Consider the following 21,640-nt stretch of genomic DNA (forward strand, 5'->3'; position numbering starts at 1 on the left):
TTCTGCAAAATAAACAATATAATTCCATCAAAGGACGAAAAGGAGGAAGCGATATGCAGACTGCCGTTATATATGCACACCCAAATCCAAACAGTTTCAACGGAGCCATTTTAAATCAAGTCATAAAGGCGCTTGAGGACGGTAAGCATTCTTATGACGTCATTGATTTGTATAGAGACCGGTTTGATCCCGTTCTATTATTTGATGAAAAGAAAAGGCGTTCTGATATGAAGCGCGACCCGGAAACCGCCGAATATCGAAGAATTGTCAAAAACGCCGACCATCTGATTTTCATTTATCCGCTTTGGTGGGGCGGGATGCCGGCGATCATGAAAGGATTTATTGACCGCGTTTTTGTAGCCGGAGAAGCTTATACATATCAAGGAAAGCTGCCAAAAGGCCTGCTGAAGGCGCCTACGGCTTCGGTTTACTACACGGCTGACGCCCCATCATGGTATTTGCGGTTTTGGCGGCGGGATGCCGACTGGGTGACGGTTAAAGATGTGATGTTGAAGTTTTGCGGCGTACGGCGGGTAAGGCGACTGCTGTTTGCCGGTGTGAAAGACAGCTCCGACGGAAAACGAACGCAATGGCTTGACCGTGTCTACCGGTCTATAGCTCCTGCAGATCGGGGGATCAGCGAATGAAAAAGAATCTGAAATGGCTGGATTGGGCAAAGGAAATTCAAGCCATCGCCCAGGCGGGGCTTGCCTATACAAAAGATGACTTTGATCGTGAACGTTTTGAGCGGCTTCGCGAGTTGAGCTGTGAAATTATCGCCGATTATGCGGAAACCGATTTCTCAAAAGTGAAAGAGCTTTTTGCCGGAGAATCAGGCTATCAAACACCTAAAGTCGATGTGAGAGCCGTGATTTTTAAAGATCATAAGCTCCTCCTTGTCCAGGAAAAAGCAGACGGTAAATGGGCGCTGCCAGGCGGATGGGCAGACATCGGCTTTACGCCGAAAGAAATTGCGGTTAAAGAAACGCTTGAAGAGACAGGTTTGAAAGTCAAGGCGCACAAACTTTTGGCGGTCATGGATAAAAAGCGCCACAACCACCCTCCTTCCGCCTTCCACATCTATAAGCTGTTTATTGCCTGTCAAATTGTCGGAGGCAAGGCGGAAGCGGGGATGGAAACGCAAAACCTTGGTTTTTTCCCATTGGAGAATCTGCCTGAATTATCTGAAGCAAGGAATACGTATGAACAGATCGAATACCTTTTTGGAAAGCATGATGCAGTGTATTGCGACTAGGGGAGGAACAGACAATGGATCAGTTGAAATATCCGATCGGCACTTTTTCAAAACCGCTTGAAGCGGAAGAAAGGGAACGGAAAAAATGGATCGGGGATCTGAAGCAAGCGCCGCATCTCCTGAGTAGCGCGGTGGCGGGACTAAATGAAGAACAGCTTGATACGCCGTACCGGACCGGAGGCTGGACTGTCCGGCAAGTCGTTCACCATCTTGCCGACAGCCATATGAACGGCTATATTCGAAGCAAATTGGCACTGACTGAGGAGGCGCCTTTGATCCGCACGTTTGACGAACAGAATTGGGCCGGACTTACCGATGCCAGAACGCTCGATCCGGCTTTGTCGCTGGCGCTTTTGAACACGCTGCATCTGCGCTGGACCGCTTTTTTTGAATTTTTAACAGAAGCGGATTTTGAAAAAGCGTACATTTATCCTGACATAGGAGAGGAAATGAAGCTGTATCAAGCGCTCGCTCTCTATGTGTGGCACTCACACCACCATATTGCCCATATTACAGAGCTTCGAAAAAGAATGGGTTGGAACTGAAAAAACGCGCCGCTGCGCGTTTTTTGTTTACCGTTTGTTTTCAGGGGGGATGGTTAACACTAACATAACAGCAGAATCGTTGGTTTTTGCTTTTTCTAGCCGGTAAATTAAGGTAAGATATATGAGTTATCACTCAAAACGTGATGGATTTATCCTGTGATTAGAGAGAAGTGGTTTTTCATGAAAAAAAATGCGCTGGCGATTTTAAGGATTGTAATTCCGGCGGCTGTTCTTTTGTTTGTCTTTTTTCAAGCGAAAAAAGAACTGGCCGGGCTGTCTTTTAAAGCAACATTTTTGATTATCGATCAAATTAATCGGGTTGACCTGTTTATCCTTGTTTTTCTCGGACTTGCCGCCATTTTGGCGATGACATTATACGATTTTGTTCTGGTTCGCTCACTCGGAATGAAGGTTTCGAAATGGAAGACGATCAAGGTGTCCTGGATCGCCAACTCGCTTAACAATGTTCTCGGGTTCGGTGGATTGTCCGGTGCAGGATTGAGAACGATCCTTTACAAAGAGCATATTGATGATGTGAAGAAGCTGATCAGGGGGATCGCATGGCTTGCGTCTTCGATTCTTCTCGGGCTGTCTGTCCTCTGCCTTCTCGTCCTTGCCGGGATTCTGCCTGCCGGAGATCTGTTTACAGAAAAAGCGTGGGTGCTGCTGGCTGTTACCGGTACGGCGATAATCGCTCCCGGTACGGCCATCATTTTAATGATCAAAAAGAGGAGAAGCGCAGGAGCCGAAAAAGGCATGCGGCTTTCGGTCTTCTTTTCTTATTTGGGTGCATCTGTGATCGAGTGGTTTGCCGCTGCAGCGGTTATGTATTATTCCCTTGTAACGATGGGGGTCGATTTAGATGCGAAAACCGTTCTCGGCGTTTTTACAATTGCATCTGTAGCCGGAATGATCAGTCTCGTTCCCGGCGGATTCGGTTCGTTCGACCTGCTTTTTTTGGTGGGGATGAGCAAGCTTGGGGTTGATCAGGAAATCACTCTGACGGCGATTGTGCTTTACAGGCTTGCCTATTCGTTTATCCCTTTTGTATTCGGCCTTATTTTTGTAGCAGCCGATTTGACTGGGAATACAATGAAGAAGCTCGAAGAAAAGCCGATTATTGCCCCGGCAATAGAAACGACCAATATTCTGTTGATTTTACACAGAGCGCTGTTATTCAGACTGCTGAACGGTTCGCTTTCAGTCATCGCGTTTTGCAGCGGAGCGATTGTGATCGCATCCGTGGCGCTGCCGATTGACAGGATTACATTGATACCGAATATTCCGAAGTACATGCTGGTGTTTTTTAACGGCTTGTCCCTCAGTTTCGGCTTGATTTTGCTGATCCTGCCGCTGGAGCTTTATCGGAGGACAAAGAGATCTTATTATATGACGCTGACCGCTTTGGTTCTTGCCTTTCTGTTCACGCTTTTTAAAGGTTTTAATATTAGCGCGGTCTTCATGATTCCTGTGGTATTTGTCCTGTTTGTTCTGCTGAGGGGGCAGTTTACAAGGGAGCGGGCTGTCTACACATTCGGGCAAATCGCATGGGGAGCTTTTATCTTTCTCTTTACTTTGCTGAATTACAATATTATCGCTTCAAACATTTGGGAGGCGCTCGGCCATATTCTCGTAAAAGATTATTTCATTCACAGTGAACGCCATGTCGACTTCGCGACGTTTTTTGCATTATTTTTCGTTCCGCTGTATTTCGTTGTTTTCATCTGGACGTTTAACAGGAAAACGAAAGAGGTCGGTGAAGCTCCTGATCCGGAGAAACTGGAGGCATTCTTAAAAGAAAAAGGCGGAAACGCTTTGAGTCATTTGGGCTTTTTAGGTGACAAGCGGTTTTTTTATTCAAGCGACGGGAATGCGCTGATTCAATTCGCCAAAGTCGGCCAGCGTCTCGTTGTGCTCGGCGACCCGTCCGGCCTGGAAGGCTCGTTTCCGCTCGTGATCAAAGAATTTCTTCATACGGCTGACCAAAAAGGGTATCTTGTCATTTTCTATCAGATCGAACGAGAAGACATGGGGCTCTATCATGATTTCGGATACCGTTTTTTCAAGCTTGGAGAAGAGGCGATTGTCGACCTTGACACCTTTACAATCACCGGAAAAAAGCGGGCCGGGTTAAGGGCGATTCACAACCGCTTTGAACGGGAAGGGTATACATTTCATGTCGAACAGCCGCCGTTTTCGGCAGAATTCCTCAACGAGTTGAGGCAGGTATCTGATGAATGGCTCGGCCGAAAAAAAGAAAAAGGCTTTTCGCTCGGGTTTTTTCATGAAGATTATTTGCAGAAAGCGCCGATTGCCGTTTTAAAAAGCGAAGAAGGCGAGATCGTCGCGTTTATGAATATCATGCCGATGTACCGCGAAGGGGAAATATCCATCGATCTGATGCGCTATTCGAAGAAAGCGCCGAAAGGAATCATGGATGCGCTGTTCATCTATTTATTTCAATGGGGAAAAGAACAGGGCTACACGGCCTTCAATATGGGAATGGCCCCTTTATCGAATGTAGGGACATCGTTTCAGTCATTCTGGACGGAGCGATTAGCCGCTGTGATTTTCAACAATGTCAGCTACATGTACAGTTTTAGCGGACTGCGGTCTTTTAAAGAAAAATATAAACCGGTTTGGCGGGGAAAATATTTAGCCTACCGGAAAAACCGATCTCTCCCGGTGACGATGATCCTTGTGACGAGGCTGATCGGAAGGAGAACGAAGTGAGGCCGTTTTTTAAAACGGTCTTTTTTAGATTGCCATTGTAAGAAGCAATGAAAGGCGGTATACTGCACATGATTGGAAGGAAAGGATCGAACTCGACAAATGGGGGATCAAAATGAAGCAAATTGAAGTATTAAGATATGATGCATTTTCAAAGACGGCGGGTCTGGGAAACCCGGCGGGCATCGTGCTTGAAGCAGACGGATTGACCGATCGTGAAATGCAGAAGATCGCTGAACAGGCAGGCTATAACGAAACGTCTTTCCTGCTGCCGAGCGAGTCGGCCGACATAAGGATCCGCTACTTTACGCCGGGCCATGAAATGAATCTATGCGGACATGCGACTGTTGCTTCACTTTATGCGCTTCTGGAAAAAGGAGCGATCGAAGCCGGGGCGGAGTTGAAGGTCGAAACAAAAGCGGGTGTTCTTTCCGTGTATACCGCCTCTGACGGCAATCAGCGGTTTTTGGTGACGTTGGAGCAGGCGCCACCGAGTTTTCAGTCATTCACAGGAAGCAGAAGCCAACTGGCGGAAACGCTGGGAATCAGCGAAGCGGACTTTCATGAAGCATTGCCCGTTGTTTACGGCAGCACAGGGATATGGACATTGCTTGTGCCGGTGAGAGATTTGGCCGCAATCCGCAGGATGAAGCCCGTTCAAGCTGAATTCCCCAACATTTTAACCGAAATGCCGCGGGCGTCAGTCCACCCGTTTTGCCTGGAGACGATTCATCGGGATTGCCAGCTTCACGGCAGGCATTTTTCATCGCCTTATTCCGGAACGAGTGAAGATCCTGTCACAGGAACAGCATCAGGAGTGATGGGCGCTTATATGAAAACGTACGGAAAGGAATTCTGTGAAGAGGGCCGGACTGATTTTCTAATCGAACAGGGCCAGGAAATGGGAAAAGACGGAAAAGTGAAAATCGAAGTTGCGGAACAAAACGGCATCATGAAAGTGCGGATGACAGGAACCGCTGTATTTGCTGAAAAGCAGAGCTTCGAGGTATAAAACAGATACCGCCTTTTTTAACGAGTGATGATCATTGCAAACGCCAGCGGTAAACATTATAATCAACAATGATAATCATTTTCATTTGAGGGGGCGGCCACATGAACGACACGCTGGAAATTCAAAGTATTCGCGATTGTGTCAGAAATAGAAGAACGATTCGAAAGTTTAAACAGGATCCGGTGCCGAAAGAAGTGGTGCTGGAACTCTTGGAAGATGCGGTTTATGCGCCGAACCACAAGTTAACAGAACCGTGGCGGTTCATTTATATCGGGACGGAAAGCGGGAAAAAGAAGCATGCCGACAATTTAAAAGCGGCGTTTAAAGAGCTCAAGCCGAATATGCAGGAAGAACAAATCAATAAGTTCAGAGAGCATATTCTCAGCGTTCCGGCTTTTCTCTTCGTTATTATGAAAGAAGACGAAAACGAACGGGTCAGAAGAGATGATTTTGCAGCCGTCAGCTGTTTGATCCAGAATCTTCAGCTTCTCGCTTGGGAAAAAGGCATCGGCATGGTATGGAAGAGCGGGGAAGTTCTTTCTCATGAAACATTGCACAGGTTAATGGGGCTGAAGCGCGATGAGCGGGTAGCAGCTCTCTTGCAGATCGGATATCCTGCGGAAATTCCTGAAGCGAAGCATAGGACCCCGGCAGCACAGCTACTGACCGAATTAACTTAAAGAGTGAGGCCCGGGAATCCCGGGCCTCGATTATTATTTTGACTGCCGCTTTTCCGCGCGCTTATCAGCCGCCTGCATGCGGGCTTGTGCTTCGCGGTCATCCTGATCGGCGAGTTCAGCAGAATATTCCTCGTATACTCCGTCAGCTTCTCTCTTATACTGATCAGGAACTTGAGGGAGCTTTTGCTTGTTTTTGTCACGGTTTTTGTGGATTGCATTTCTGCCCATATGATCACTCCTCATCAATAATCGGCCGGTCAAGCTTTATTGTTCGCTGATCAGGCTCCCGCTATGCATTATGATTTTTCCCTTGCGGCGCGCTCAGCCCTTTTAAATTCGCGCGAATATCTGACTTCCTGCGTCTTGTTCAGAGAGGATTTAAAATGCTCCCGTTTTTTCTTGTCAGCCATCTTTTCAAGCCTCCTCAAAACCTCAGTTATTCACAGGCTGTCCGTTTCAACGGCATTTATACAAGTTTTAAGCTTCTTTTAACCGGCGGTTTTCCTCTTCAAATGTTCTCATGCTGTACAGTGTGTACATATCTTTCGGAATTTCATACAGGTGAAATGTATCGCTGCCGGCCCAGTCAAGATCAGTCTTGACGGCATAGGGGAGCTTTTCCGCCGCTTTGAGGGAGCGCATATTTGTTTTTCTGATTTTCATAAAAACGGCTTCGATTTGCTTTTCATAAAAAAGCTCGCAAAAAAACGCGTCTTTCGCCCGTTGATTCAAGCCTTTTCCATGATAAGGTTTGCCGAGCCATGTGCCAAGGAAGCCTTTTTGATCTTCGATTTCATACAAGCTGATGCAGCCGACCGGGTTTTCCCATTCATCAAGTATCGTTCGCGATATCAGCTTTCCCTGTTCTTCCTCTTCGATCATGTTTTTGACATGAAACATATACTCTTCAATCGTCTCCGCTTTATTTCTGACAAAAGGGAAGACATCCGGATTAATCATCAGTTCAAAAAGTGCATAGCAGTCGGTCAGTTCCCGTTTCTTCAGCATGGCAGCCCCTCCTTAGTTTGAGGGCGGCTTTTACAGCAGAACGGGACGCATAAATCCACCCTCGGAATTTTTTAATTTGCGGAAACAGTTGTCCGCGTATCTTGCACATCCATTAAAAAATTCGGGGTGGGAATCGAACCCACTAAAACCAGAGACCTGGTGGCGCACCATTTGCCTTCCCTGTATTGTATGCTGCTAAAAAGATACTTACATTTTACGCAGCTGGGAAAGGAAAAGCTACAAGGCTTTTGTTGGGAAAACAGCTTTTATGTCAAAAGGTGTTGCAGGGCATCTTCCAGTTCGGGATATATGAAATGATAGCCATTCTGAAGCGCTTTTTTCGGGAGGACGCGCTGCCCTTTCAGCACGAGCATGCTCATTTCTCCGAGGATGCCTTTTATTACAAATTCGGGAACCGGAAGCCAGTGGGGGCGCTTTTCTACTTTCGCGACGGTTTGTCCGAAGGTTTCCATCTGAACGGGATTCGGTGCCGTGACATTGACAGGGCCGGACAGCCGAGGCTGCTCAATCGCTGATAATATCATGCCGACGACGTCTTCGATATGAATCCACGGCACCCATTGCTGCCCTGAGCCGACGCGTCCGCCTGCAAACAATTGATAGGGGAACACCATTTTTGGGAGCGCCCCTCCGTCTTTTCCAAGCACCATGCCAAAACGCATCCAGACGGTGCGGATGCCAAGCGTTTCAATTGGTTCGGCTGCTTTTTCCCACGAAGCTGTCGTTCTGCTTAAAAAATCCTCAGCTGAGACGGGAGATTCCTCTGTGAATGTCTGTTCAAGACTCGTTCCGTAAATGCCGACTGCGCTCGCCTGAATGAAGGTGTTCGGCTTCTTCCGAAGACTTTGTATTATGCGGGCCGACTCCTGCACGGAGCGGAGGCGGCTTGCCGCGATTTCCGCCTTCGTTTTTTCATTCCAACGGCCGAAAAGTGATTTTCCGGCTAAATTGATCCAAACATCGATATCGGTCAGCTCTGTTTCAGGGCGGGTGCCGTTTTTTTGCCAGAGAACGTAAGAAGTGTTTTTTTGTTCGGTTTCAGCAGGTTTTCTTGTTAAAATATAGACGTGATGTCCCCGGGCGGTTAAGGCGTTTGTCAAATGCCTGCCGATAAAACCCGTCCCGCCGGAAATCGCAATCTTCATCATGATTCCTCCCTTTCATGATCATTAACCTTATTGTAAAAGAAGAAAACAAAAGAAGGGAGTTATTTATGCCATATATTACAAAGATTTCTGCCCAGAAAAACAATGAAGAGCGGGTCAATATTTTTCTGGATGAAAAGTATGCGTTCAGCGTCGACCTGGACGTGCTCGTCAAGTTTGACCTGCGAAAAGGCAAAGAGCTTGATGAGCTTGATATCATTGAGATTCAGTACGGAGACGACGTAAAAAAAGGGTTCAAAAAAGCGCTCGATTATTTGTCATACCGGATGCGCTCGACAAAGGAAGTCAAAGACCATCTCAAGAAAAAAGACGTCGCAGACTCCGCGATCACAGAAATCCTGCATATGCTTAAAGGTTATAAATATTTGGACGACCGCGAATTTGCGGCTGCATATGTCAGCACCCACAGAAAAACGAGCGGCAAAGGCCCCGATGTCCTATTCAGAGAGCTTAAATTGAAAGGGATCGATGATGAACTGATTCAGGAAGCGCTCAGTTCGTTTTCGTTTTCCGATCAGGTCGAGGCCGCGGTCAAGCATGCGGAAAAAGTGCTGAAAAAAGAAAAAAAGCTGTCCTCCAAAGAGACGAAACAGGCCATCGAACAGCACCTTGTCAGAAAGGGGTTCTCCTTCGATGTCATCTCGGCCGCGCTTCAGGAAACGGATTACGAAAACGACGACAGCGCTGAAAGGGAAGCGCTTGAGAAGCAAGGGGAAAAAGCGATGAAGAGGTGCGGTTATGACGGATCATACGAAACGAAAATGAAGGTCAAACAGCATCTGTTCAGAAAAGGCTTTTCAATCGACATGATTGATCAATTTTTAGATGAAAAGGGATGAGAATATGGAGAAAAGATACAGTGAAATGACTGCACACGAACTGCACCAGGAAATCGCGGGTCTGACCGAAAAGGCAAGAAAAGCGGAACAAATGGGGATTGTGAATGAACTGGCCGTCCACGAACGAAAAATCGCGATGGCGAAAGCTTACCTTCTTGATCCGGCCGATTTTAAAGCCGGCAACGTATACGAAATCGAAGATGGGGGCGATGATTTCCATATCCGCTATATAAACGGCGTGTTCGCCTGGGGATACCGTCTTTCGTCACCTGATCATGAAGAGGCTCTGCCGATTTCTTTATTAAAAGAAAAGGGCTAAGCCAAAAGCTTAAACCCTTTTCGCAAATGTTATCTTGTCCGGATGCGCGTGTTGCGCTGGAGAATGATGAGGTCCTGGGTCTGCTGCGTTTCTCCGTTTACCTGCGCGCGTGCATGCTTTGTGTTTGCCCATGGCTGCGGATAGTTTTGCGTTTTCATCTGGTTAAAATCGTTTGTATACGGTTTGCGATTTGCACACAAAAGAAATCACTCCATCCCAGAAAAGTTTAGCGTTTGCCGGAAGCCCTCATTCTTTCTTGCGGATGAGTATTTGTGCTTCCGTCAGGGCGCTTTGAAGCAAAATCATCTTTGGCCCGGGGCTCGCCTTCAAATTTATTGTTGTTCATGTTCGGAAAGCCTCTTGATTTATTTCGCATCTCTTTTAGGCTCCTCCAATCAAGTCCATAATGTTTGCGTCTTCGGTTCGGAAGACGTAAGGTTAGTATATGAAAAGGACGACGTTTTCAAAAAGAAAGTTTTTTCCTTAGGGAAAGGGGGAAAAGCCAAGTGGAAGAGTACTTTGAAAAGCTGACAAATGCGCTTCTTGAAAAAAATCATATGCTGAGTTACGCACAAGCCAGAACATGGGTTGAACTGCTGTGGGGGGATTTCGAGGCGACATTTGCAAAGGCCGGCCACCCGTACAGAGGAAAAGAGCTGACAGAGCGTGTCGTCAAAGAGTGGATTGAGCACTATGGCAGCAAGTTGCATTTATTTCAAAATGATAAGCCTTCTTACAAGGATCTGTTCTCCGGAGGCCGCGGGCTGCTTCATTAAGCATTTCTTTCGAAAAGAATGATTGGCGTGAAAGCGATTGTCATTGGTTCCGGATTGCCGGTGCCAGCGCCGCATATCAAAAGGAGCCCGGATGGCGTGAAGGCAAGGCGAGGCCGGAGCGGGAGCCGTCTGTCCGTTGAAGCGAAGACTGGTGTAAGCTTGCCTGATCAATGACCATTACATTGTGTCATTCGCCGATTCCCGGGTTGTCGGGAGGAGCCGCAAGAGGAGCGGGGGCGCGGTTTCGACTGCAGCATAACGGCGTGAAGTCATGAAAAAAGCTCTGTCTGCAGCGTTCGGTCTTCCATCATGGAACAGTCGGAGAAATCAAATCCGGTTTTCACCCGATGACAAAGGGCATATTAAGGGGACGGATTTGATTGCGGCGGCGGGCTTTGACCTCCGGTTTGACAATCGGTCCTTACGAGGTTTTCCCTGCGGCTTCTTTTGCTTTTGGTGAAGAGCAGGGGTTTAATTTGGAAAAATATGATTCAATGCGAAAAATGTCGTAAAATGGGAAAAACATTAGGCTATCGTGTTTGATTCTAAAGCAATATCATTTTTTTACCACTTGTTCATAGATGTCTGATATAATGACAAAATAATCTTGTAGAAAATAGTACAGCGTGCCCACAGTTTTCCTTTTGTTGTGTGGGAAGCGGCTAGATGCAAGTATCCTGCCAAACGGATGCCGGATGCAATTTTATTATGTCCAAAAGAGGTGCCTTTAAGTGAAGAGAGGATTCGTTTCAATCATTATTCCTTCATACAATGAAGCAAGCAATATTAAATTGATTTATGAATCGTTGAGGAACGAATTTCAATCCATTGATTATGATTATGAAATTTATTACATAAATGATGGAAGCACTGATCAAACATTGGAGGAAATTAAAAAGCTAGCCGAAAAAAGCGAGCGTGTGAAATATATTTCGTTTTCACGGAATTTCGGCAAGGAGGCAGCCATCCTTGCCGGTTTTCAGCATGCCCGCGGCGATGCAGTTGTGGTGATGGATGCGGATTTGCAGCACCCGACATACCTCCTGCACGATTTTATTAAAGGGTATGAGGAAGGCTATGATCAAGTGGTCGCCCAGCGCAACAGAAAGGGAGACAACCCTGTGCGCTCCTACTTGTCGTCCCTTTATTACCGCTTTATCAATAATGCCGTGGAAGTCGATTTAAGGGACGGCGTCGGCGATTTTCGTCTTTTAAGCAGAAAAGCCGTCAATGCGATGCTGAAGCTGAGCGAAGGCAACAGGTTCTCAAAAGGGCTGTTTTGCTGGATCGGTTTTGACCAAAAGATTGTTTATTACGAGAACGTCGAAAGGAAAAACGGAAAGTCCAAGTGGTCGTTCCGCCACTTGTTGAACTATGGAATCGACGGGGTTGTGTCGTTCAACAACAGACCGCTGAGAATTTGTTTTTACGCCGGTATTTTTATCCTTTTTCTATCGCTTATTTATATCGCTGCGACATTCATCAGAATCTTAAAATACGGTGTGATCGTTCCCGGCTATTTTACGATTATTTCCGCCGTCCTGTTTCTCGGCGGCATCCAGCTTCTCAGCCTCGGAATCATCGGCGAATACATCGGGCGCATTTATTATGAGACGAAAAAGCGGCCTCATTACTTAATACAGGAGGCAAACATCGCTCATGGAGAAACTCATGAAAATCGTGAATCCTGAATTTATTCGCTTCGCCGTCGTCGGTGCAGTGAATACTTTGAATTACTATGCGGTGTATTTGCTGCTGCATGTTTTGCTTCAGTTGAATTATATGGTTTCTCATATTGCCGCTTTTTTCGTCAGTCTTGTGATTTCTTTTTTCTTGAACTGCTATTTTACATTTAAAATCAAGCCGACGCTGGCAAAGTTTTTGCAATTTCCGCTGACACAGCTGTTTAATTTGACGGTATCTTCTTTGTTCGTCTACACGTTTGTGAATTTTTTCAAGATGAACAGTGAGGCAGCTCCGCTTGCCTCCATGTTTTTAACCGTCCCTCTGACATTTTTAGTGACAGGGAAGATTTTGAAAAAAGACAGGGGAAGAGTATGAAGAAAACAGTTTTTTTATTTGTGATCGCAAGCGTTGCAGTTTCCTTGGCCGCCCATTCCTTTTTTCTGTATGAATGGGCGCATGACCGCTACATGACTGGGAACGGCGACGGACTTGCACAAATGATTATTTTTAAGTCGTTTCTTTTTGAACAATACAAACAAGGGAACTTCTTTTATTCGTATTCTTTCGGTCTCGGAGGCGGGATCTACAGCCAGCTTGGCTATTATTTCACGACGTCTTTTGTCTTCATCGCTTCATCCGCAGCCATTTTTCTGATGCAGCTTTTGCATTTGGCCGGGGATGCGGACCCTTTGTTTTGGGCGCAGGCCTCTGTATTCATCAGTGTCATCAAGCTCAGCCTGATCATTTTAGCGTCAGCGTATGCGTTAAACGGCATGGTGAAAAACAAGCTTGCCGCCTTTACGGGTGCGGTCTTGTACGGTACGTCGGTTATCTATTTCAGGCACACGGTGTTCTGGGAATTTTTCAGCGACGCCATGCTGTGGCTGCCGCTGCTTGTTGCCGGAGCCGAGAAAATTATCAGGGAAAAGCGGACAGGACTGTTTATTACGGCTTGTTCTTTAACGCTGATCAATAACTTTTATTTTGCCTATATCAACTTGATTTTCATTGCGATCTATATCATCTTCCGCTGGCTGATCCGGCTAGACCCGGAAAAGGAAGCGCCGAGGTGGAAACAATTCGGGATGTTCGCCGCTTCATGCCTGATTTCTTTCGGAATCAGCGCGGTTTCCTTTGTGCCTGCAGTTTACGGATTTTTAAACAATTTACGGCCGCCGTATGAACAGGCTGTCGCTGTATACGATCTGACGGACAACATTCTGTTTTCCAGCCGCATTGTCTTGCTGCCGGCTGTCTTTATGCTGTTCTTGTTCGCGTTTTCGTTCTATAAAAATAAAACGTTCAGGCTGTTTGCCTCAATCAGTGTGCTGCTTGTGCTTTTGCACTACAGCCCGCTTGCGGCAAGCGCGTTCAACGGTTTCTCCGCTCCGCAGAACCGCTTTGAATACCTGCTCGCTTTTACGATCGGGGGAGCGGCGGCCGCAGGAATGACCGAACTGAAAAACATCAGGCGGAAAGAGATGATATGGTCCATCCTGCTCGCCCTTCTGGTTTATATCGCGGTCATTTGGCGAAAAGACGTGGATTTATCACTGATGCAAAATTGGAGCATGCTTGTGCTTCTGTTCCTGACAATCGCCATCTTTACGGCGGCGGGGTTTCAATATAAGAAATCGCAGCTTTTTTTGCAAGCCTGCATTTTATTATCGTCCGTTCTCGTGGCGAACACGTATCAGAAATATGTTCTGTCTGAGTCAAGCGGCATTAAAGACGTCACAAAAAGCTATTTGACCAGCAATGAGTACAATGGCGAAGAACAGCGCCGCCTCTTAAACAACATTCGAAAAGACGATGATGGTGACCCGTATACAAGAATCGACTGGATGAACGGCGTGCGCAACAATACTCCGCTGATGCAGGATTTTAACGGCTTCAGCGCCTACTCAAGCATTCTCAATCGCGATCTTCTCCTGTTTTATTGGGAAGACCTGCAAATCGATATGGGAAGGGAAAGCGTCAGCCGCTACGCATCGATGGGCGACCGGGCCAATTTGTACAGCTTGCTGTACGGCAAGTATTACATGACGGAAAAAGAGAATGCCGCCAATGTTCCGTACGGGTTTATCAAAACGGATGAATCAGAGCACTACGTGGTCTATAAAAACAAATACACCTTGCCGTTTATCCGGACCGCGCGGACAGTATTTACGGAAAAAGATTTAGCGGATGCGCCTGTTTTAGCGCGGGAGCATGCGATGCTTGAAGGAATCGTGCTTGAGAATGGCGATGATGGAAAAGTGCAGTCGCCGGACGTTCCTGATTTGATGAAGCAGACGAAGCTGAAAACCGAAGGGGCGAGCTATCATAACGGCGTCCTCGACGTCACCGCCGAAAATGGCGGCATCGATCTCATTCCCGAAGGCGGGCTCCTGAAAGAAGGCGACTATTATGTCGGATTTTATTTGAAAAGCCTTGCAAAAGACCAATTCTTTAACTTGCGGGTCAATGATTATGTAACATCAAGAAAATCGAACGAGTCGATTTACAAAACAGGTGTTTACGATTTAACGATCAGGGTCCCGAAAACAGATAAAATTTCAATCAGGCTGCCAAAAGGGAAATATCAATTGGACCATTTGAGCCTGCACCAGGAAGACTATCAATTGCTGAAAAAAGCGGCCGCTCAAAAAGCGCCGGCCGCCGACTTGGACTGGCGGAACAATCAAGTGTCCATCAGCTTTGACAATCAAAATGGAGATCGCTACATGGTCCTGCCGGTTCCGTATGAAAAAGGCTGGGAAGTCACTGTAAACGGAAAACCGCAAACCGTCCATAAGGCAAATTACGCGTTTATCGGATTTTCAATAGAAAAAGGGAAAAACGACATCCGGCTCGTTTATTACCCGCCGTACTTCAAAGCTGCCTTAGCCGTAACAGTCATCAGCCTCATCATCGGAATCTGGTACGGCAGAAGGAGAAAAAAGCTTGGCTCTTAAACAGAGCCAAGCTTTAATTTTTTCTGAAGTTTTTCCTCGCTGAAAATCCATCCCGTATAGGAGGTGATTAATTCGAGCGTGTCTCTGTCGATGTGCGCGATCGCCACGAAAGGGTAGTGTCCTTTGCTGCGGTATCGCAGATCGATAAAGCGGACTTCGTAGTGATCCTTATACGTATCGATCTCCCATTTGTAAACCGGTGAGAATGAAAGAAACGCCGAAATGTTCTTATCCTGTTTCGCCGCTTTCATCACGTTCGTATCCGGCACAGGCACCCTGTTGAAGGTGTCGACGATGACGACGTTTCCGTCCATGCTTCGTCCGACGTAAAAAGCCGATTTTGCTTTGACGGCAATTCGCCACTGCCTGAATTTCATCGTAGGCGAAATAATGATTTCTTCAATATCTTCGATTTTTTCACGGAGCTCATGCTTGATGTTCCTCTGCATGAAATACCTCACCAGATAATAACCGGCCAAGACGATGTAAAGAGCCAAAAATGTATAGCCCTGATGAGCGCCTGCCAGCCAAAAGGCGATGGCTATGAGATGGCTGACGAAAATAAACGGATCAAATGTATTAATCAAGCCGAGCGCTACCCATTTCCTTGAAAAAGGTCTGATCGCCTGTGTTCCGTATGCATTAAAAATATCCACGAACACATGAAGCGCGACCGCGGCAAAGGTCCAAAGCCACAGGTGAAGCAGATTGGCTTCGGGATAAAAGAGCATGAGAATGCCCGGAATCATCAGCGACCAGGCGAGAACAGCGGGGATGGAATGGGTGAATCCCCTGTGGTGCCTAATATAAACAGCGTTGTTTTTCAATTTCAAAACGGTATCGATATCCGGAGCCTGAGATCCGGCGATTGTCGCAATCATCACGGCTTGAGCCATTGATGGGTCCATTCCGACAACTGGATCAAGCGTCGCAATGCCTCCGAGTGCAACGCCCATGACAACATGTGTGCCAGTATCCATTGGTGACCTCCCCTAATGGTGCTAGAAAATCATTTTATTTTCCAAAAACAGAACGAACGACGGACCTTGCCTGAAATATTTAACGCTTTTGCTTTCTTCACTTTTAATGTAACATGTTATCGTATATGCATATAGTTTACAACAAAAAGCCGAAGGAACAAAAGATCGGTATGCAAATGTGACGTGCACAGGCAAGGAGAAGTTTCATGATGGATCTGCAAAAGAAATTAGAGCAAAAAAACATCAAACAATTTCAAGAAGATTTAATTTCTTGGTATGAGCAAGAAAAACGGGATCTGCCATGGCGCTCAGACAGCGACCCTTATAAGGTATGGGTGTCAGAAGTGATGCTTCAGCAGACGAGAGTGGACACGGTGATTCCTTACTTCAACAACTTTATCGAAAAATTCCCGACCGTTGAAGCGCTCGCTGAAGCCGACGAAGAAAAAGTGCTTAAAGCCTGGGAAGGACTGGGATACTATTCAAGAGTTCGGAACTTGCAGAGCGCTGTCAGGGAAGTCCACGAACGATACGGAGGAGTGGTTCCGCCTTCAAAAGAGGAATTCGGCAGCTTAAAAGGTGTCGGCCCTTATACAAGAGGCGCGGTGCTGAGCATCGCCTACAATCAGCCGGTACCCGCGGTGGACGGAAATGTCATGCGGGTCATGTCACGGATTCTTTCCGTATGGGATGATATCGCAAAGCCTAAAACCAAAACCCTGTTTGAAAAAATTGTCGAAGCGTTTATTTCTGAAGAAAAACCGTCCGAATTTAACCAGGGGCTGATGGAGCTTGGCGCTGTCATCTGTACGCCGAAATCGCCATCCTGCCTTCTCTGTCCCGTCCGAGAACACTGTTCCGCTTTTGCAGAAGGCTGTGAAAAAGAGCTTCCGGTTAAAAGCAAAAAGAAAAAACCCTCGGTAAAAACTCTTGCAGCCGTTGTCCTGACTGATGAAGAAGGATACATCTATATCCATAAAAGACCGGCATCAGGCCTTTTGGCAAACCTTTGGGAATTCCCAAACACAGAAACGCAGAAAGGGCTGAAGCACGAGCGCGAGCAGCTTGCGGCTTTTTTGAAAGAAGCAGCTGGAGTAGAGGCCGAAATCGGTCCGCTTGAAGGAATCGTAGAACACGTGTTTACACACCTTGTCTGGAACATTTCTGTCTTTTTCGGGAAAACGCTCGATCAACCGGATGATTCATACTTTAAAAAGGTCACGAAAGAAGAGCTCGCTGAATATGCCTTCCCGGTTTCGCATCAGAAAATATGGAATATGTATATGAAATAGGCAGCTTGACTGTGCATGCTGCCCGTTAGTCGTACTGGATGGTGGTGCCGTGCGTATAATCGGCTTCCTGGCGGCGCAGTCCGCCTCTTGCTTGAATTTCTTTCACAACCTCCAGGTATTCGGCATGCCCTTCTTCATTAAGGAATGGCATGATTTGCTGGAAGGCGCGGTGAAAATAGAGAAGCTCCGCATCTTTCCACTCGTTTTTCGGCGTGTGGTCGAGCTCGCTCATATCGCGTCCTACGTACATAAGGCGAATGCCTCCTTTTTGATCGTGTTATGAGCTATTTTTTATCAGATTTTTAATCACTATACTAGGAGATGAATGACAAATGGAACAAAGAAAATGTGCCCTTATTACAGGAAGCAGCCGCGGCGTCGGCAAAGCAGCCGCCCTGAGGCTTGCCGAAAACGGCTACAATATCGTCATCAACTATGCAAGAAGCAAAAAAGCGGCCCTTGAGACGGCTGAAGAAATCGAAAAGCTCGGTGTCAAAGCATTGGTCGTCAAGGCGAATGTCGGGCAGCCGGCGAAAATAAAAGATATGTTTCAGCAAATCGAGGAAGCCTTCGGCAGACTGGACGTGTTCGTCAACAATGCTGCATCCGGCGTATTACGCCCCGTCATGGAGCTTGAGGAAAGCCATTGGGACTGGACGATGAACATCAATGCGAAAGCTCTGCTATTCTGCGCGCAGGAAGCGGCAAAGCTGATGGAGAAAACGGGAGGCGGCCACATTGTGAGCATCAGTTCGCTCGGTTCGATCCGTTATTTGGAAAACTATACGACAGTCGGCGTTTCAAAAGCTGCGCTTGAATCATTGACAAGATATCTCGCTGTTGAGCTTGCGGCGAAAAACATCATCGTCAATGCGGTTTCCGGAGGCGCGATCGATACAGACGCCCTGAAGCACTTCCCGAACCGCGAAGAACTTTTGGAAGATGCCCGGCAAAATACGCCTGCCGGCCGCATGGTTGAGATTAGCGACATGGTCGATGCGGTGGAATTTTTAACGTCAGGGAAAGCGGATATGATCCGCGGACAGACGATCATTATTGACGGCGGCCGTTCACTGCTCGTGTAAATTTTTCGCGTTCAATGAATAGGATATCATCCTCCTGCACAATCTAATGGTCGTGGAGGTGATATACAATGGCTAACCAACAATCCAAAACAAACGCACAAAAAGTAAGACAACAAAACCAAGCTTCTGCACAAGGTGGTCAGTTCGGCACTGAATTTGCCAGCGAAACTGACGCGCAGCAAGTAAGACAAAATAACCAACAAGCTGAGCAAAAAAAACAGCAAAACAGCTAATCACTGAAACAGGAAAAAGCACTTCACCATCGGATGAGGTGCTTTTTTCTTTTCGTTTTTTTGATCCGACAAAACATCCGAATCTTAGCCAGAATCAGTCAAAGGACATCCGGCATGTATAGAGAAATGTTAGTTAGGCAATAAATGGAGTAGAGCATAGAATGGAGGATCCCGAATGCCGGAATTTGAAAACTTGGTTCAGGGGCAGATGGAGATTATGGATAAGCTGCTGTATCTGCAAGCGGAGATTGAAAGATGCCAGAAAATTGAAAAAGAATTGGCTGCCCTTGAAAAGAAAGCCCAGCTTTTATCGATCCGGGAAGATATATCCCAGAAGCGGAAAGATCTTGCTCAAATTCAGGATTTATTCCAAAAGCAGACGGAGCAGGTGATTCAGGCTTATCAAAGAATCGAAGCATGAGCCTCTCTTTATTGTTTTTAGAAAAGAGCCATTCCTGTTCGGGAGTGGCTGTTTTATTTTCATTTTTTATTTTCAAACGTTATAATAAATAAAAGAACTGTCGGACAGGCGATGTGACACACTGACTTGTAAGGCTTTTGCAAAGAAAGTAGGGGAGAAAAACATGGGCTTTCCCAAGGAAGGAGAAACCATTCAAATTCATAGCTATAAGCACAATGGACAGATTCATCGGATTTGGAATGAAACAACGATTTTAAAAGCAACGGAATTGTGCATCATCGGCGCCAATGACCGGACAATGGTCACAGAATCTGACGGCCGGACATGGGTGACGCGAGAGCCCGCAATTTGTTATTTCCATGCAAAGCAGTGGTTTAACGTCATCGGCATGCTTCGCGAAGACGGGATTTATTACTATTGCAACATCAGCTCGCCGTTTGCTTTGGACGATGAAGCCATCAAATACATCGACTATGATTTAGACGTGAAAGTCTTTCCGGATATGACGTATCATATTCTTGATGAAGATGAGTACGCGGATCATAAAAAGGCGATGAATTATCCGAAGGAAATCGACGGCATTTTAAGGTACCACTTAAATACGTTGCTGCATTGGATACACCAAAGAAAAGGCCCGTTTGCATCTGAATTTATTGATATTTGGTATGAACGGTATTTGCATTATACAAAATAAACCTGAAAAACCTGTTGAGACCAACAGGTTTTTTGCGGTGTACTCACACATCAAGATATAGAGGGGGGAAGACGTGTGGGGGTAATCAGAAGGTACATGGAATTTGTAAAGCCGTATAAATGGAAAATCGTTTTGACGGTTTTAATCGGTATTATTAAATTTTCTATTCCGCTGGTCATCCCGCTTCTGCTGAAATACGTCGTTGACGACATCATCCAGGGGAGCGGAACCACTGAAGAAAAAACATCCACATTATTCATGGTAATGGCGGTTATGTTCGCCATTTTTTTGGTGCTTCGGCCGCCTGTCGAATACTATCGGCAATATTTCGCACAGTGGACGGCAAGCAAGGTGCTTTATGATATCAGGGACAAGCTGTTTGCACACATTCAAAAGCTGAGCCTCAGGTATTATGCAAACACCCGCGCAGGAGAAATCATTTCAAGGGTCATCAACGATGTCGAGCAGACAAAGGAATTTGTCATCATCGGGTTGATGAACGTATGGCTTGACGTGATGACGATTTTTATCGCCATCGCCATCATGCTGACGATGGATGTGAAGCTGACGCTTATTTCGATCGTGCTGTTTCCGCTTTACGGACTGTCTGTTAAATTCTTCTACGGCAGGCTCAGAAAGCTGACGAGAGAACGTTCCCAGGCGCTGGCCGAGGTGCAGGGCCACCTTCATGAAAGGGTTCAGGGGATGCCTGTCATCAGGAGTTTTGCGATCGAGGATTATGAACAGAAGCAATTTGATCACGAGAACGCGAATTTTCTCGGCAAAGCAATCCGCCATACGGCCTGGAATGCCAAAACGTTTGCCGTCGTCAATACGGTTACAGACCTCGCTCCGCTGATCATCATTACGGTTGCGGGTTACCATGTGATTCACGGGTCCCTTACTGTAGGAACGATGGTGGCGTTTTTCGGATATATTGAACGCCTCTACAACCCGCTGCGCCGCCTGATCAATTCATCGACAACATTGACGCAGTCGATCGCATCGATGGACAGGCTGTTTGAATTTATTGATGAACCGTATGAATTAAAAGATAAACCCAATGCTGTAAAAGCAGAGCGGTTAAAAGGAATTGTTGAATTCAAAAATGTTTCCTTCCAATACGAAAAGTCGGAAGAAATGATTCTGCAGAATCTTTCTCTGAAAGCCGAACGGGGCGAAACGGTCGCACTCGTCGGGATGAGCGGAGGCGGAAAATCAACGCTCGTCAGCCTCATTCCGAGATTCTACGATGTCTCAGCCGGAAGCCTGGAGATCGACGGCATCGATGTGCGCGATTACCAGGCGCAGAGCCTTAGAAACCAAATCGGCATGGTGCTTCAGGATACATTTTTATTCAGCGAATCGGTACGTGAAAACATATCGATCGGAAATCCCGAAGCTTCGATGGAAGACATCATTGAAGCGGCAAAAGCCGCGAATGCCCATGATTTTATTATGGAACTGCCGCAAGGCTATGATACAAAGGTCGGAGAAAGGGGCGTCAAGCTGTCCGGAGGCCAAAAACAGCGGATATCAATCGCCAGGGTGTTCCTGAAGAATCCGCCTCTCTTAATTTTGGATGAAGCGACATCAGCGCTTGACCTTGAAAGCGAGCACTATATTCAGGAAGCGATGGAAAAGCTCGCGAAAGACCGGACGACCTTTATCGTTGCCCACAGATTGTCGACGATTACCCACGCTGACAAAATCGTCGTCATCGAAAACGGACGTGTCGCGGAAGTCGGCACACATGACGAATTAATGAGCCGCGACGGCCACTATAAGCATTTATTTACCATTCAAAAATTAAACTAAAACCGCCAAAAGCCTGACTTTCGTTTGAAGCCGAACGATTGTCAGGCTTTTTCTTTCCATGCAAATTTCGTACATATTTCCTATCCCGTCTAAATACAATTTAAAAAATACAAGCTCCGGAGG

General features: G+C 46.5%; 25 protein-coding genes and 1 pseudogene. 18 read left to right on the top strand and 8 right to left on the bottom strand.

The genetic code is table 11. From position 1 onward, the window contains the following. Nucleotides 1–53: 53 nt before the first annotated feature. The 6 genes from MHB72_RS04545 (at nucleotide 54) to MHB72_RS04570 (ending at nucleotide 6,222) form a co-directional block, all read left to right on the top strand. On the top strand, nucleotides 54–647 hold the full coding sequence (locus MHB72_RS04545; protein WP_026580626.1) for an NAD(P)H-dependent oxidoreductase: 594 nt from the start codon (nucleotides 54–56) through the stop codon (nucleotides 645–647). Further along, on the top strand, nucleotides 644–1,255 hold the full coding sequence (locus tag MHB72_RS04550; RefSeq protein ID WP_216922050.1) for an NUDIX hydrolase: 612 nt from the start codon (nucleotides 644–646) through the stop codon (nucleotides 1,253–1,255). The genes MHB72_RS04545 and MHB72_RS04550 overlap by 4 nt, the downstream gene beginning before the upstream one ends. A gap of 14 nt (nucleotides 1,256–1,269) precedes the next feature. Beyond that, on the top strand, nucleotides 1,270–1,800 hold the full coding sequence (locus tag MHB72_RS04555; protein ID WP_216922053.1) for a YfiT family bacillithiol transferase: 531 nt from the start codon (nucleotides 1,270–1,272) through the stop codon (nucleotides 1,798–1,800). Between the two features lie 180 nt (nucleotides 1,801–1,980). Then, a complete protein-coding gene (mprF, locus tag MHB72_RS04560; RefSeq protein WP_216922056.1) occupies nucleotides 1,981–4,533 on the top strand; it encodes a bifunctional lysylphosphatidylglycerol flippase/synthetase MprF in 2,553 nt (850 codons plus the stop codon). 112 nt (nucleotides 4,534–4,645) lie between these two features. Beyond that, nucleotides 4,646–5,542, top strand: coding sequence for a PhzF family phenazine biosynthesis isomerase (locus MHB72_RS04565; RefSeq protein WP_035339170.1), 897 nt, complete (start codon nucleotides 4,646–4,648; stop codon nucleotides 5,540–5,542). A 101-nt stretch (nucleotides 5,543–5,643) separates the two neighbouring features. Then, complete coding sequence (locus MHB72_RS04570) at nucleotides 5,644–6,222, top strand: nitroreductase family protein (protein ID WP_020450617.1); 579 nt, start codon at nucleotides 5,644–5,646, stop codon at nucleotides 6,220–6,222. Nucleotides 6,223–6,255: 33 nt separating this feature from the next. Here MHB72_RS04570 and MHB72_RS04575 read toward each other — a convergent pair whose 3' ends face one another. The 4 genes from MHB72_RS04575 to MHB72_RS04590 all read right to left on the bottom strand — a co-directional run bounded on the left by MHB72_RS04575 (nucleotide 6,256) and on the right by MHB72_RS04590 (nucleotide 8,396). Next, nucleotides 6,256–6,450, bottom strand: coding sequence for a YfhD family protein (locus tag MHB72_RS04575; RefSeq protein ID WP_020450618.1), 195 nt, complete (start codon nucleotides 6,448–6,450; stop codon nucleotides 6,256–6,258). 68 nt (nucleotides 6,451–6,518) lie between these two features. Further along, complete coding sequence (locus MHB72_RS04580; protein ID WP_023856002.1) at nucleotides 6,519–6,632, bottom strand: YfhE family protein; 114 nt, start codon at nucleotides 6,630–6,632, stop codon at nucleotides 6,519–6,521. 67 nt (nucleotides 6,633–6,699) lie between these two features. After that, the gene (locus MHB72_RS04585; RefSeq protein WP_216922059.1) at nucleotides 6,700–7,230 is read right to left on the bottom strand and encodes a GNAT family N-acetyltransferase; all 531 of its coding nucleotides are present in this window, start codon (nucleotides 7,228–7,230) and stop codon (nucleotides 6,700–6,702) included. Between the two features lie 266 nt (nucleotides 7,231–7,496). Next, nucleotides 7,497–8,396: a TIGR01777 family oxidoreductase gene (locus MHB72_RS04590; RefSeq protein WP_254122348.1), complete on the bottom strand. Its 900-nt coding sequence runs from the start codon at nucleotides 8,394–8,396 to the stop codon at nucleotides 7,497–7,499. Between the two features lie 68 nt (nucleotides 8,397–8,464). On the opposite strand from MHB72_RS04590, the gene recX reads away from it, so the two are divergent. Beyond that, complete coding sequence (recX, locus tag MHB72_RS04595; RefSeq protein ID WP_020450621.1) at nucleotides 8,465–9,256, top strand: recombination regulator RecX; 792 nt, start codon at nucleotides 8,465–8,467, stop codon at nucleotides 9,254–9,256. 4 nt (nucleotides 9,257–9,260) lie between these two features. After that, a complete protein-coding gene (locus tag MHB72_RS04600; RefSeq protein ID WP_025810180.1) occupies nucleotides 9,261–9,575 on the top strand; it encodes a YfhH family protein in 315 nt (104 codons plus the stop codon). 29 nt (nucleotides 9,576–9,604) lie between these two features. On the opposite strand, the gene MHB72_RS04605 is transcribed toward MHB72_RS04600, so the two are convergent. After that, nucleotides 9,605–9,775 carry a YpzG family protein gene (locus MHB72_RS04605; protein WP_003179922.1) on the bottom strand — a complete coding sequence of 57 codons (171 nt, stop codon included), beginning with the start codon at nucleotides 9,773–9,775 and terminating at the stop codon, nucleotides 9,605–9,607. 26 nt (nucleotides 9,776–9,801) lie between these two features. Then, the gene (locus MHB72_RS04610) at nucleotides 9,802–9,951 is read right to left on the bottom strand and encodes a small, acid-soluble spore protein K (RefSeq protein ID WP_003179924.1); all 150 of its coding nucleotides are present in this window, start codon (nucleotides 9,949–9,951) and stop codon (nucleotides 9,802–9,804) included. A gap of 130 nt (nucleotides 9,952–10,081) precedes the next feature. Here MHB72_RS04610 and MHB72_RS04615 point away from each other — a divergent pair, with 130 nt between their 5' ends. From MHB72_RS04615 to MHB72_RS04630, 4 genes are all read left to right on the top strand, one after another. Then, nucleotides 10,082–10,351, top strand: a complete 270-nt coding sequence (locus MHB72_RS04615; RefSeq protein WP_020450622.1) for a YfhJ family protein — start codon at nucleotides 10,082–10,084, stop codon at nucleotides 10,349–10,351. 731 nt (nucleotides 10,352–11,082) lie between these two features. Next, entirely contained in the window at nucleotides 11,083–12,042 is a 960-nt protein-coding gene (locus MHB72_RS04620) for a glycosyltransferase family 2 protein (RefSeq protein WP_020450623.1), read from the top strand. Next, on the top strand, nucleotides 12,011–12,412 hold the full coding sequence (locus MHB72_RS04625; RefSeq protein WP_020450624.1) for a GtrA family protein: 402 nt from the start codon (nucleotides 12,011–12,013) through the stop codon (nucleotides 12,410–12,412). The genes MHB72_RS04620 and MHB72_RS04625 overlap by 32 nt, the downstream gene beginning before the upstream one ends. After that, nucleotides 12,409–14,994, top strand: a complete 2,586-nt coding sequence (locus MHB72_RS04630) for a YfhO family protein (RefSeq protein ID WP_216922065.1) — start codon at nucleotides 12,409–12,411, stop codon at nucleotides 14,992–14,994. The genes MHB72_RS04625 and MHB72_RS04630 overlap by 4 nt, the downstream gene beginning before the upstream one ends. On the opposite strand, the gene MHB72_RS04635 is transcribed toward MHB72_RS04630, so the two are convergent. Then, the gene (locus tag MHB72_RS04635; protein WP_023855996.1) at nucleotides 14,991–15,974 is read right to left on the bottom strand and encodes a metal-dependent hydrolase; all 984 of its coding nucleotides are present in this window, start codon (nucleotides 15,972–15,974) and stop codon (nucleotides 14,991–14,993) included. The genes MHB72_RS04630 and MHB72_RS04635 overlap by 4 nt on opposite strands. A 206-nt stretch (nucleotides 15,975–16,180) precedes the next feature. On the opposite strand from MHB72_RS04635, the gene mutY reads away from it, so the two are divergent. Continuing rightward, entirely contained in the window at nucleotides 16,181–17,266 is a 1,086-nt protein-coding gene (mutY, locus tag MHB72_RS04640) for an A/G-specific adenine glycosylase (protein WP_144497577.1), read from the top strand. A 25-nt stretch (nucleotides 17,267–17,291) separates the two neighbouring features. Here the strand turns inward: mutY and MHB72_RS04645 are convergent, their stop codons facing one another. After that, entirely contained in the window at nucleotides 17,292–17,516 is a 225-nt protein-coding gene (locus MHB72_RS04645; RefSeq protein ID WP_020450628.1) for a hypothetical protein, read from the bottom strand. An 82-nt stretch (nucleotides 17,517–17,598) separates the two neighbouring features. On the opposite strand from MHB72_RS04645, the gene fabL reads away from it, so the two are divergent. The 5 genes and pseudogenes from fabL to MHB72_RS04670 all read left to right on the top strand — a co-directional run bounded on the left by fabL (nucleotide 17,599) and on the right by MHB72_RS04670 (nucleotide 21,517). After that, nucleotides 17,599–18,351 carry an enoyl-[acyl-carrier-protein] reductase FabL gene (gene fabL, locus MHB72_RS04650; protein WP_020450629.1) on the top strand — a complete coding sequence of 251 codons (753 nt, stop codon included), beginning with the start codon at nucleotides 17,599–17,601 and terminating at the stop codon, nucleotides 18,349–18,351. Nucleotides 18,352–18,434: 83 nt separating this feature from the next. Continuing rightward, nucleotides 18,435–18,584: pseudogene (locus tag MHB72_RS04655) on the top strand (gamma-type small acid-soluble spore protein); the annotation flags it as partial. A gap of 175 nt (nucleotides 18,585–18,759) precedes the next feature. Next, complete coding sequence (locus MHB72_RS04660) at nucleotides 18,760–19,005, top strand: YgaB family protein (RefSeq protein ID WP_003179940.1); 246 nt, start codon at nucleotides 18,760–18,762, stop codon at nucleotides 19,003–19,005. Between the two features lie 163 nt (nucleotides 19,006–19,168). Next, nucleotides 19,169–19,699 (top strand): nucleoside tri-diphosphate phosphatase, encoded by a 531-nt coding sequence (gene ntdP, locus MHB72_RS04665; protein WP_003179942.1) that lies wholly within the window; start codon nucleotides 19,169–19,171, stop codon nucleotides 19,697–19,699. Between the two features lie 75 nt (nucleotides 19,700–19,774). Further along, nucleotides 19,775–21,517 carry an ABC transporter ATP-binding protein gene (locus MHB72_RS04670; protein ID WP_020450630.1) on the top strand — a complete coding sequence of 581 codons (1,743 nt, stop codon included), beginning with the start codon at nucleotides 19,775–19,777 and terminating at the stop codon, nucleotides 21,515–21,517. The last annotated feature ends 123 nt before the right edge of the window (nucleotides 21,518–21,640 follow it).

The organism is Bacillus sp. FSL K6-1284, from assembly GCF_038002625.1.
Lineage (GTDB): Bacteria > Bacillota > Bacilli > Bacillales > Bacillaceae > Bacillus > Bacillus paralicheniformis.

What these genes read in the sequence shown, in the direction of transcription:
- MHB72_RS04545 (WP_026580626.1), top strand. Translation starts at nt 54, where the DNA reads ATGCAGACTGCCGTTATATATGCACACCCAAATCCAAACAGTTTCAAC.
- MHB72_RS04550 (WP_216922050.1), top strand. Translation starts at nt 644, where the DNA reads ATGAAAAAGAATCTGAAATGGCTGGATTGGGCAAAGGAAATTCAAGCC.
- MHB72_RS04555 (WP_216922053.1), top strand. Translation starts at nt 1,270, where the DNA reads ATGGATCAGTTGAAATATCCGATCGGCACTTTTTCAAAACCGCTTGAA.
- mprF (WP_216922056.1), top strand. Translation starts at nt 1,981, where the DNA reads ATGAAAAAAAATGCGCTGGCGATTTTAAGGATTGTAATTCCGGCGGCT.
- MHB72_RS04565 (WP_035339170.1), top strand. Translation starts at nt 4,646, where the DNA reads ATGAAGCAAATTGAAGTATTAAGATATGATGCATTTTCAAAGACGGCG.
- MHB72_RS04570 (WP_020450617.1), top strand. Translation starts at nt 5,644, where the DNA reads ATGAACGACACGCTGGAAATTCAAAGTATTCGCGATTGTGTCAGAAAT.
- MHB72_RS04575 (WP_020450618.1), bottom strand. Translation starts at nt 6,450, where the DNA reads ATGGGCAGAAATGCAATCCACAAAAACCGTGACAAAAACAAGCAAAAG.
- MHB72_RS04580 (WP_023856002.1), bottom strand. Translation starts at nt 6,632, where the DNA reads ATGGCTGACAAGAAAAAACGGGAGCATTTTAAATCCTCTCTGAACAAG.
- MHB72_RS04585 (WP_216922059.1), bottom strand. Translation starts at nt 7,230, where the DNA reads ATGCTGAAGAAACGGGAACTGACCGACTGCTATGCACTTTTTGAACTG.
- MHB72_RS04590 (WP_254122348.1), bottom strand. Translation starts at nt 8,396, where the DNA reads ATGAAGATTGCGATTTCCGGCGGGACGGGTTTTATCGGCAGGCATTTG.
- recX (WP_020450621.1), top strand. Translation starts at nt 8,465, where the DNA reads ATGCCATATATTACAAAGATTTCTGCCCAGAAAAACAATGAAGAGCGG.
- MHB72_RS04600 (WP_025810180.1), top strand. Translation starts at nt 9,261, where the DNA reads ATGGAGAAAAGATACAGTGAAATGACTGCACACGAACTGCACCAGGAA.
- MHB72_RS04610 (WP_003179924.1), bottom strand. Translation starts at nt 9,951, where the DNA reads ATGCGAAATAAATCAAGAGGCTTTCCGAACATGAACAACAATAAATTT.
- MHB72_RS04625 (WP_020450624.1), top strand. Translation starts at nt 12,011, where the DNA reads ATGGAGAAACTCATGAAAATCGTGAATCCTGAATTTATTCGCTTCGCC.
- MHB72_RS04630 (WP_216922065.1), top strand. Translation starts at nt 12,409, where the DNA reads ATGAAGAAAACAGTTTTTTTATTTGTGATCGCAAGCGTTGCAGTTTCC.
- MHB72_RS04635 (WP_023855996.1), bottom strand. Translation starts at nt 15,974, where the DNA reads ATGGATACTGGCACACATGTTGTCATGGGCGTTGCACTCGGAGGCATT.
- mutY (WP_144497577.1), top strand. Translation starts at nt 16,181, where the DNA reads ATGATGGATCTGCAAAAGAAATTAGAGCAAAAAAACATCAAACAATTT.
- MHB72_RS04645 (WP_020450628.1), bottom strand. Translation starts at nt 17,516, where the DNA reads ATGTACGTAGGACGCGATATGAGCGAGCTCGACCACACGCCGAAAAAC.
- fabL (WP_020450629.1), top strand. Translation starts at nt 17,599, where the DNA reads ATGGAACAAAGAAAATGTGCCCTTATTACAGGAAGCAGCCGCGGCGTC.
- MHB72_RS04660 (WP_003179940.1), top strand. Translation starts at nt 18,760, where the DNA reads ATGCCGGAATTTGAAAACTTGGTTCAGGGGCAGATGGAGATTATGGAT.
- ntdP (WP_003179942.1), top strand. Translation starts at nt 19,169, where the DNA reads ATGGGCTTTCCCAAGGAAGGAGAAACCATTCAAATTCATAGCTATAAG.